This window comes from Paenirhizobium naphthalenivorans (assembly GCF_007992095.1).
GTDB classification, from domain to species: domain Bacteria; phylum Pseudomonadota; class Alphaproteobacteria; order Rhizobiales; family Rhizobiaceae; genus Allorhizobium; species Allorhizobium naphthalenivorans.
Window position 1 is genome coordinate 1 of the sequence record NZ_BJZP01000049.1, and the last position, 9,983, is coordinate 9,983.

Below are 9,983 nucleotides of genomic sequence, written 5' to 3' on the forward strand. Positions count from 1 at the left end.
CTTTCAAACAAGACGTGTGAACCATTCGCCAAACCCAAGGCCAAAATCCCATGACAAAAATCACCAGCCTGCGGTCAGTCGACCTGCGTTTCCCCACGTCGCAGAGTCTTGACGGCTCCGATGCGATGAACCCCGACCCGGATTACTCTGCTGCCTACGTCATCCTCGGGACCGACGAGCCCGGCCTCGACGGTCATGGCCTGACCTTCACCATCGGCCGTGGCAATGAGATCTGCTGCGCGGCAATTGAAGCCATGCGGCATCTGGTCGTGGGACTGGAGCTCGACTGGATCCGGGCCAATCCGGGCCGCTTCTGGCGCTATGTGACGAGCGACAGCCAATTGCGCTGGATCGGGCCAGACAAGGGAGTCATGCATCTTGCGACTGGCGCTGTCGTCAATGCCGTATGGGATCTGCTCGCCAAGCAGGCCGGAAAGCCGGTCTGGCGTCTCGTCGCCGAGATGAGCCCGGAAGAAATCCTCTCGATCATAGACTTCCGCTATCTGACCGATGCCATTACGCCGGATGAGGCTCTGGCGATCCTGAAGAAGGCAGACATCGGCAAGGCCGAACGCATCGCCCGGCTCGAGAAGGAAGGCTATGCCTGTTATACGACATCGGCCGGCTGGCTCGGCTATGACGACGCAAAGCTCCGTCGCCTGTGCCAGGAAGCCGTTGACCAGGGCTTTACCCACATCAAGATGAAAGTCGGTCGCGACCTGGAGGATGACAAGCGTCGCCTCCGGATCGCCCGCGAAGTCATCGGCGACGACCGCTATCTGATGATCGATGCCAACCAGGTCTGGGAAGTCGGTGAGGCGATCGACTGGGTCAAGGCGCTTTCGGTCTACAAGCCCTTCTTCATCGAGGAACCGACCAGCCCCGACGACATCGCCGGCCACAAGGCGATTCGCGAGGCGGTCGCTCCGGTCAAGGTCGCGACCGGAGAGATGTGCCAGAACCGTATCGTCTTCAAGCAGATGATCGCCGGCGGCGCGATCGACATCGTGCAGATCGATTCATGCCGCATGGGCGGCCTGAACGAGGTGCTGGCGGTGCTTCTGATGGCCGCGAAATACAACCTCCCCGTCTGGCCGCACGCCGGCGGCGTCGGCCTGTGCGAATATGTGCAGCATCTGTCGATGATCGATTATCTTGCGGTTTCCGGTACCAAGGAAGGCCGCGTGATCGAATATGTTGATCACTTGCACGAGCACTTCATTGACCCCTGCCGGATCGAGAACGCCGCCTATATGCCGCCCACCCTGCCCGGCTTCTCCATCGAGATGAAACCGGATTCGATCGAACGCTACCGTTTCCAAGGCTGAAACAGTCCTGGCGTATCCCCGCAGCGGTGCTACGGGGATCGCATGAAAGGTGCCAATCAAGTGGCATGTCGACAATGAAGTCATTCTGTCGGGTGGGCGAATTTCGCCCACTCTATCTGGCCAGGCACGCGAATGGTGATTTTGTCACCGCCCCAACGACATCGCCGGCATAAAGAACTGCCGAGCCACGAGTTTGGCAGCCTCGTAGCTGACGCGAACTCAGAAAACTGGCAGGTTGCAGCGCCGCCTCAGGTGACCGCCCCGACCTGCCACGGCACAAATTCATTGTCGCCGTATTCAAATTCCTCGCTGCGGGTCTTTTTGCCTGAGGCCACCGCGATTACTTCCTCGAAGATCCGCATACCGGCCGCCTCGATCGTGTCCTCGCCGGAGACGATGTCGCCGCAGTTGAGGTCCATGTCCTCCTGCATATGGCGATACATTTCGGAATTGGTGGCGATCTTGATGCAGGGCGCCGGTTTGAAGCCGGAGACCGAGCCGCGACCGGTGGTAAAACAGATGACATTGCAGCCGCCCGCCACCTGGCCCGTTACAGCGACAGGGTCATAGCCCGGCGTATCCATGAAGACGAAGCCGGGCTCGGTGATGAGCTCTGCATACTCGTAGACCGCCGAAAGCGGCATCGAACCGCCCTTGGCGACCGCTCCCAGCGACTTCTCAAGAATGGTAGTGAGCCCCCCCAGCTTGTTGCCGAAGGAAGGATTGTTGTTGAGCTCGTCGCCGTTTCTCGCCGTATAGTTTCGCCACCACTCGATTCGGTCGAGCAACTTGCGCGCAACCTCGGGAGTGACCGCACGACGGGTCAGCAGGTGTTCGGCGCCATAGATCTCCGGCGTTTCCGCAAGCACTGACGTTCCACCGTTCCGCACCAACAGATCCGAGGCAAAGCCAAGCGCCGGATTGGCCGAAATGCCGGAATAGCCGTCCGATCCGCCGCATTCGAGCGCAAGCTTGATGCCGGAGAGCGGCTGCGGCGTGCGACTGACTCCATTGACGATTGGCAGCATTTCATTGATCGCCTCGCAGGCCGCCTCGATCGTCTTTCGCGTGCCGCCGGTATGCTGGATCGTCATGGTCCTGAGCAGTGCGCCTTCGGCCAGCTTGTAGTGCTCGAGAATGGGGGCGATCTGGTTTGTCTCGCAACCGAGACCGATCATCAGGATGCCACCGAAATTGGGATGGCGGGCATAGCCCTGAATTGTGCGTGTCAGGATTTCGTAGCCTTCAGACTTCGTATTGATCGCGCAGCCGCCGCCATGGGTCAGGGCGACCACGCCGTCGACATTGGCGAAACCGTCGAGCCCGTGATGCCGGTTGAAATGCTCGGCCACATAGCGCGAGACGGTGGCTGAACAATTCACCGACGAAATGATGCCGATATAATTGCGGGTACCGACGCCACCTGTGCCACGATTGAAACCCATGAAGGTACGCCGCTCCTCCGCCGGCAGGAGAACCGGACCCGGGACGCCGCCGAATTCGTAGGCGTGATGGGAGTCGATCATTTCCAGATTGTGCAGATGCACATGCGCGCCCGCCTCGATCGGCTCCGACGCAATCCCGATCACCTGGCCGAACTTCAGCACTTCCTTGCCCTTCGGGATGGCGTGAAGCGCGATCTTGTGGCCACGTCCGATCTGGACCTTGGCAACCAGACCGTCCGGCCCGGCCGGCGCGCCGGCAGCGATCGCCTTGCGGGCAACGCCGACGTCATCAGCGGGGTTCAGGATGATGATCGGCGAAACGGCAGCTGACATGACTTAGACTCCCAGCGGAAACGATGCGAAATTTTCAGGGTCGAAACCCGCCACAGCGGTTGCCCTTACGGATATTGGGCGCCGGTCGCCGTTGTGTATATCGCATAGAGCGAGCGGGTCGCGGTGATGAACAGCCTGTTGCGACGCGGCCCGCCAAAGGTCAGGTTGGCGACGGTCTGCGGTACCAGGATCTTGCCGAGCAATGTGCCGTCCGGTGCAAAGCAATGCACCCCGTCACCCGCGCTGGTCCAGACATTGCCGGCGGCGTCGACACGGAAGCCGTCGGGAATTCCGTTGTCGAGATCGCAAAACACCCGGCCGTTGACCAGACGCGTGCCATCGACGACGTCAAAGACCCGGATATGACTGGGTGCCGTCTCGTCATGGCTTCTGGCAGAGTCGGCCACGTAGAGCTTTCTTTCATCGGGCGAAAAGGCAAGCCCGTTCGGCTGGCGGAAATCGTCCACAACGGCCGTCAGCGCGCCGCGCAGGGGATCGAGCCTGAAGACGTTGCGAGTCGGCTGCTCGGGTTCCGCCTGATAGCCCTCGTAGTCGGACAGGATGCCGTAGGTCGGATCGGTGAACCACACGCTGCCGTCCGATTTCACCACGACGTCGTTGGGCGAATTCAGTCGTTTGCCCTGATAGCTGTCGGCGAGCACCGTGATGCGTCCATCGATTTCTGTGCGGCTGACGCGGCGCATGCCATGCTCGCAGGAAATCAATCGGCCTTCGCGGTCTCGCGTGTTGCCATTGGCGAAATTCGACGGTTCGCGAAACACCGACACGCCACCGCCCGGCGCATAGCGGAGTATGCGTTGGTTGGGAATATCGCTGAACAAAAGGCAGCTCAGGTCGGCGAACCAGACCGGACCTTCCGCCCAGCGGCAATCGGAATAGAGCTCGTCGAGCCCAGCGTTCAGGATGACCAACTGCCGGAAACGCGGGTCTCTGATCTCGTAGATCGATGAAGGGACAGTCACCATGGCCGGTTTCCCGAAAATCTGAAAGAAAGGATGAAACGATCCGTCATCGCGCACCGTTTTGGGGGCGGCTTGCGAGCAGGATGACCGCGAAGATAATGACACCCGTAAGGATCAGGCGCGCGCCTGCGCCAAATCCATAGGTATTCAGCATCGAGACAACCAGGAACATGAAGAGCGATGCGCCCCAGATACCCGGAACGTTGGAATTGCCGCCGGCGACCGCCGAGCCGCCGATCACCACGACGGCGATCGACATCAGCAGATATTCCGAACCCATGTTGAGCGCCGCGCCGCCGGAAAAGCTTGCCAGAAGATAGCCGCAGGTAGCTGCGAGCACCGCACAGAGCACGTAGGTCAAGAGACGCGAGCCATCGACCGGGATACCGGCCATGCGGGCGGCAAACCGGCTCTGACCGATCGCCGAGATCCAGCGACCGAAGATCGCCCGATCCAACAGCCACCAGACGGCAATGGACAGCAGAAGCGCCACGAGCGCCATGTTGGGAATGCCAAACGTGGTCGAGGTGGTGAATTGCGCCAGCATGGCTGGCGGCTTGATCCTGAGGCCACGATTGTACCAGATGGCCGAGGACTGAATGATGAAACTCATCGACAGCGTGGCGATGATCGGCGGGATCCTGAGTAGCTTGATCAGCGCATAATTGAGCACGCCGACAATGACGCCGGTCAGCAACGAGACCACAAGGCCGAGCAGGATCAGCGAATCTTGCCCATCCATCAACTTGAGCGCGATGGTTCCCGAAAGCGTCATCGTCGCTGGCACCGAAAGATCGACATTGCCGGGGCCAAGGGTGATCACCAGCATCTGGCCGAGGCCGACGATGATGGAAAAGGCGCCGAAGGTGAGCGCGGCCTGGGACAGACCGGCGGAGCTTGAACCGCCGGTGAACAACACGGTAACAACCCAGGTGGCGACCGCAGCGACGAAAGACCAAACCCAGGCCTTGCCGAAAAGAGCTGTCAAGCGGCTCATGGCTGTTTCTCCTCTTGGCCGCGACGATTGAGCACCAACCGAAGCCCGAGTACGATAATTAGGATCGCTCCCTGCGCGCCGATCTGCCAATCCGGAGAGAGGCGCAGGAAAGAGAGGAAAGAGCCGGCCAGCGCCAACGTCAGCGCACCGATGACGGCCCCGACCGGCGACACGCGGCCGCCGACGAACTCGCCGCCGCCGAGAATGACGCCGGCGATCGACAGCAGCGTATAGCGCAGGGCGATATTGGCATCCGCCGAGGTCGCGAGACCGACGAGCGCAATACCCGACAGGATGGCAAAGAAACCGGCCGCCGCATAGGTCGCGCCCTTGATCCACAGCACGGACCAGCCGGCACGCGCCACCGAGCGGGCATTGCCGCCGACACCCCTCATCAGCACGCCGAAGGTGGTGCGCATGACAAGCAGATGGGCGACGAATGCGATCAATAGGCTGGCGACGATTGCCATCGGAACGAAAGGCGGCTTGGAGACCATGACCGCACGCAGCCAGGTTGGCGCTTCTCCGCCCGGCGCCGGCAGGATGATGACAGAAAGTCCGCCCCAGACGAAACTCATGCCAAGTGTGACGACGATCGAGGGCAGGTCACGCATGTGAATGATCATGCCGAGCGCGGCATAAGCGGCCACGGCGGCAGCCAGAATGGCGATCGCCGTTACCGGGGCGGACGGCATGTAGACTGCCGTGACGCAGGCCGCAAAACTGACAAAGGCGCCAATCGAAAGATCCAGATCGTTGACCGAGATGATCAGCATCTGGGCGATCGTGGCAAGCGCGATCGGCACTGCCAGATTGAAGAGCAGGTTGAGCCCTGTGTAGCTCATGGCGCGCGGCTGGATATAGAAGACCGCAGCGAGCAGGATCGCAAGCGATGCGGCCGGCAGCAGGAGGCGGAGCGTGGATGCGGACGGCGCCTTCATGCGGCTTCTCCCGAGAAGGAGGAGGCCAGCACATTCTTTTCCTCGATCTCGTCTCCCGTCAGCTCGGCGACGATCGCCCCGTCTCGGAAGACGTAGACCCGGTCGCAAAGGCAGATTTCGTCCATTTCGGTCGAGTACCAGATAAAGGTCCGGCCAGCCGCGGCCTCCGACCGGAGGATCGCATAGACTTCCTGCTTGGTTCCGATATCGACCCCACGCATTGGATCGTCCATCAGTACAATGTCGGCCTTGGTCGCAAGCGCGCGGGCAAACAGCACCTTTTGCTGGTTGCCGCCTGATAGCGAGAGAATGGGATTGCCCATGTCGGGTGTGCGGATTTCCATTCGTTCTTTCCAGTCTGCGCCGAGCGTCCGCTCACGCCCGGTATCAATCGCGGCGAGTCGCGAAAGATGCGGCAGGCTACCGATCGAGAGGTTCTTCAGGATGCTCCAAAGCGGAAAGGTGCCATTGAGCGCGCGGTCACCGGCGACGAAGGCGATCGCATCGCCGTAACCAGGAAGCCAATTGCCGCTGCGGTCGCGGAAGAGGTTGAGCAGCATGTCGGTCTGGCCGTGGCCGCCGAGGCCAGCGAGACCGATGATCTCGCCACTTCGAGCCTTGAATCCGATCTGCGAACCTGCCGAGGGAGGCCGATCGATCGTGTAAGGCGCATCCTTCTGGGTCTTGTCACCGCCACGCGTACGTTCCTTGACCACGCTGCCCATCGCTTCCACGAGGCTGTGCACGCTGAACTCGCTGGCCGGTCGCGAGGTCACGGCCCGACCATCCTTCATCACGACAATCCGGCTTGAGGTCGACAGTATCTCGCCGAGAATATGCGAAATCAGCAGGACCGCGCCACCGGAGGTGACGAAGTGGCGGACATGGGCAAGCAATTGCTCAGCAAGGCCTGCGTCGAGCGACGACGTCGGTTCGTCAAGAATGACCAGCTTTGGAGCGTCGGTCACGGCAGCGAAGGTGATCGCGATTTCCACCATCTGCCGCTCGGCGATCGACAACTCGCCGACGGTTGCGGCGCAGTCGATATGGTTGCCCGGGAAAATCTCATCGAGTTTGGCATGGATCAGCGACAAAGCGCGTTTGCGCCAGCCAAAACCCTTGAGCCCGGCATGCATCACCCTTGTGTTCTCGACGATGGTCAGGTTGGGGCAGAGCGAAAGCTCCTGGAAGACGCAGCGTACACCGTTGGCGCGGGCCGTGGTGATGCCGCCGGCACCATCCACCCCGCCATAACTGATTGTGCCCTGATGCGGCAGCAGGCCGCCGTTGATCACGTTGACGATGGTCGATTTGCCGGCGCCGTTATGGCCGACCAGGCCGATCGCCTCGCCGGGAAGGATCGCGAGATCGATACCGTCGAGCGCCTTGACCGCGCCGAACTCGACCCTGACCCCACGTGCGGAAACGACCGCCTGGTGATTGGTCTCAGTACTCATGCCCTTAGCCACTGCCTGTCGGAATGTTTGTGGGAGAACCACCCGGCGCCAGGTTGACGGCGCCGGGTGGCGGGAGATCACGGCGTGAAGAGCACCGTGATAAGGGCTCACTTGCCGGCGATAACTGCCTGGGCATCCTCAAGCGAGTACTCGGCGTTGGCGACGCCACCCTTCTCGGTGGACTCGAGGTTCTTCTCGAGATTGTCCTGATCAATGCGCAGGAAGGGCACAACGAGGTCCTTCTTCACATCCTTGCCGTCGAGGATCTGCTGGGCGACCCAGAAGGCAAGCGTCGAGACACCTGGCGCAATCGAGACGGACATCGTCTCGTAACCACTGGCATCCTTCTGCTTCTTCCACCACAGCAGTTCATCTTCGCGATTGCCCATCACGATGGTCGGTATCGGGCGTTTGGCTGCTTCGAAGGCCTGGGCGGCGCCATAGCCGTCACCCCCCTGGGTCACGACAGCCGCGATCTCCGGCAGGCTCGGGAGGATGCCGGCGACCGCGCGCTGGGCAACGTCCTGTGCCCAGTCACCATGCACGGAACCGGCGATCTTGAACTGCGGGAACTGCTTCACGCCTTCATGGATACCGGCGGAAATCTCGTCATCGACGAAGACGCCGGCGAGACCGCGGATTTCAAGCAGGTTTCCGCCGTTCGGTATTTTCTTGGAAAGATATTCGACCTGACTGCGGCCCATTTCCTTGAAGTCGACAGCGATGCGCCAAGCGCAGGGCTCGGTGACAATGCCGTCGAAGGATACGACGACGATGCCGGCATCGCAGGCTTCCTTGATGGCGCCGTTGAGCGCAGTCGGGGACGCGGCGTTGACGACGATGGCGTCGTAGCCTTCCAGGATCATGTTCTGAATCTGGGCTGCCTGTTCGGTCGCCTGGTTTTCAGCCGTGGTGAAGGAGTCCGCTGCTGCGACGACGCCGGCCTTTACCGCTTCCTTCGTCACCTTATCCCAGCTGGTCAGCATGGCTTGGCGCCAGGAATTACCGGCGTAATTGTTGGAAAGCGCGATTTTCTTGCCCGACGTCTCGGCCTGGGCAGAAAACGGCATCGCCGCGCAAACAAGCGCTGCCGACGCCAGGAGTATCTTCCTGATGGTCATTGTCTCTCTCCCTAGATGCCGGTGCAGGCCGGCGGATCTCCGGGGCCGCTCCTCAACGGTTGATCCGGAAATGTTGTTTCCTGAGGACTGGCGCCTCAGTGAAAAGCAGGATGGATGAAATCAAAAAAGCTGTATAGACGAATTGAAGCAGGGAACCTGCGGGATCCCGCAGGATGTTTGCGGATCCCCGCAAGACGCGACGGGCGTATTTTGCGTTAATGCGGTGCGATGGGAATGGGGTTTGCGGCTCGGGAGGGAGCAACAAACCCAAGGGAGGAAAACGATGCTGGAAGACGCCTCGGCCTCGTTGTTTGGCCAGTACCTGACGATCTCGCGCCTGCTTGCCGGTCAACTCGATTTCCATTCCGCCATACGCGCGGTCGCCAAGGAAATCAACCTGATCATTCCAAACGATCACATGGACGTCTGCATCATCACGCCCGGCAGCACCTATCACACGGCCTATGAAAGCGGCTTCGAGACCGCGTGGGGAAAGATGTCCGCGGCGCTCATCGCCAACAGCCCGCTCCGCGACCTGCTGATGGGGGAAGTGGACGAGATGCTGACGGCGGATGCGAGCACCGACCCGACCTTCAACTTCTCCGGCGCCTTTTCGCGGCCGATCTTCGAGCACGGATTACGCAGCCGGCTGCATGTTGCGCTCAAGGTTCAAGGCGAGACCATCGGCGCGCTGTCCTGTTCCCGCCTGCAACCGGATTTCTATACCCCTGCCGACGTTGCCAAAGCCCGTTCGATCGCCGACCTGCTCGCGCCCTACTTCTTCGCGTTGCGCGCCGCCGACCAGGCCAAGCGCTCGGCCATTGTCGAGGCCGAAGCGCGGGCGCGCGAGGAGGGTTTGCGCCTTGGAGCGCTGCGGCTCACGGAAGCGCTTGAGGCAGAGCGCCAGCGGATCGGCATGGACCTGCACGACCAGACGCTGGCCGATCTCACGCGTTTTGCCAAGCGTCTCGAGCGGCTGAGCCTGATGACGACGATCACTGGCGAGACGCTTGAGCCTTTGTTTCGCAGCCTGCAGCATTCAATGCAGGACCTGCGGCAGATCATCGAGGAGGCTCGCCCCTCGGTGCTGCAATTGTTCGGTCTCGCCGATGCGATCGAAAATCATCTCGGGCGCTCGGTGAGGGATAGCGGACTTGCGATCAAACATCAGCTTGTCGACGAAACCGATGGGGCTACCGAACGGTTGGGGCATTCCGTGCGGGTCGCACTGTTCCGCATCGCCCAAGAGGCGATCAACAACGCCATTCGTCATTCTCAGGGCGACCGTATTTCCGTTCGTCTTGCCGTCTCCAGCGGCAAGCTGCTTCTCGAGATCCGCGACACCGGCATTGGCATCGGCGAGGTCGATCAAAGAAGT

At 61.1% G+C, this 9,983-nt stretch carries 8 protein-coding genes; 2 read left to right on the plus strand and 6 right to left on the minus strand.

Going from position 1 to position 9,983, the window contains the following annotated elements; all coding sequences use genetic code 11:
- The first annotated feature begins 50 nt into the window (after positions 1-50).
- Positions 51-1,328, plus strand: coding sequence for an L-fuconate dehydratase (locus RNA01_RS22295; protein ID WP_147182314.1), 1,278 nt, complete (start codon positions 51-53; stop codon positions 1,326-1,328).
- 248 nt (positions 1,329-1,576) lie between these two features.
- Here the strand turns inward: RNA01_RS22295 and RNA01_RS22300 are convergent, their stop codons facing one another.
- The 6 genes from RNA01_RS22300 to RNA01_RS22325 form a co-directional block, all read right to left on the minus strand.
- A complete protein-coding gene (locus RNA01_RS22300; RefSeq protein WP_147182315.1) occupies positions 1,577-3,106 on the minus strand; it encodes a UxaA family hydrolase in 1,530 nt (509 codons plus the stop codon).
- A 65-nt stretch (positions 3,107-3,171) separates the two neighbouring features.
- A complete protein-coding gene (locus RNA01_RS22305) occupies positions 3,172-4,092 on the minus strand; it encodes an SMP-30/gluconolactonase/LRE family protein (protein WP_147182316.1) in 921 nt (306 codons plus the stop codon).
- Between the two features lie 43 nt (positions 4,093-4,135).
- The gene (locus RNA01_RS22310) at positions 4,136-5,086 is read right to left on the minus strand and encodes an ABC transporter permease (protein ID WP_147182317.1); all 951 of its coding nucleotides are present in this window, start codon (positions 5,084-5,086) and stop codon (positions 4,136-4,138) included.
- Positions 5,083-6,027, minus strand: coding sequence for an ABC transporter permease (locus RNA01_RS22315; protein WP_147182318.1), 945 nt, complete (start codon positions 6,025-6,027; stop codon positions 5,083-5,085). The genes RNA01_RS22310 and RNA01_RS22315 overlap by 4 nt, the downstream gene beginning before the upstream one ends.
- Positions 6,024-7,484 carry an ATP-binding cassette domain-containing protein gene (locus tag RNA01_RS22320; RefSeq protein ID WP_147182319.1) on the minus strand — a complete coding sequence of 487 codons (1,461 nt, stop codon included), beginning with the start codon at positions 7,482-7,484 and terminating at the stop codon, positions 6,024-6,026. Before RNA01_RS22320 ends, RNA01_RS22315 begins: the two co-directional genes overlap by 4 nt.
- A gap of 107 nt (positions 7,485-7,591) precedes the next feature.
- Entirely contained in the window at positions 7,592-8,605 is a 1,014-nt protein-coding gene (locus RNA01_RS22325; RefSeq protein ID WP_147182320.1) for an ABC transporter substrate-binding protein, read from the minus strand.
- A gap of 283 nt (positions 8,606-8,888) precedes the next feature.
- On the opposite strand from RNA01_RS22325, the gene RNA01_RS22330 reads away from it, so the two are divergent.
- A partial coding sequence (locus tag RNA01_RS22330; protein ID WP_147182321.1) for a GAF domain-containing sensor histidine kinase occupies positions 8,889-9,983 on the plus strand: 1,095 nt, incomplete at its 3' end.

Excerpts from the sequence above, each read along its gene's own strand:
- RNA01_RS22310 (WP_147182317.1), bottom strand. The coding sequence starts at position 5,086 with ATGAGCCGCTTGACAGCTCTTTTCGGCAAGGCCTGGGTTTGGTCTTTC.
- RNA01_RS22305 (WP_147182316.1), bottom strand. The coding sequence starts at position 4,092 with ATGGTGACTGTCCCTTCATCGATCTACGAGATCAGAGACCCGCGTTTC.
- RNA01_RS22325 (WP_147182320.1), bottom strand. The coding sequence starts at position 8,605 with ATGACCATCAGGAAGATACTCCTGGCGTCGGCAGCGCTTGTTTGCGCG.
- RNA01_RS22320 (WP_147182319.1), bottom strand. The coding sequence starts at position 7,484 with ATGAGTACTGAGACCAATCACCAGGCGGTCGTTTCCGCACGTGGGGTC.
- RNA01_RS22315 (WP_147182318.1), bottom strand. The coding sequence starts at position 6,027 with ATGAAGGCGCCGTCCGCATCCACGCTCCGCCTCCTGCTGCCGGCCGCA.
- RNA01_RS22295 (WP_147182314.1), top strand. The coding sequence starts at position 51 with ATGACAAAAATCACCAGCCTGCGGTCAGTCGACCTGCGTTTCCCCACG.
- RNA01_RS22300 (WP_147182315.1), bottom strand. The coding sequence starts at position 3,106 with ATGTCAGCTGCCGTTTCGCCGATCATCATCCTGAACCCCGCTGATGAC.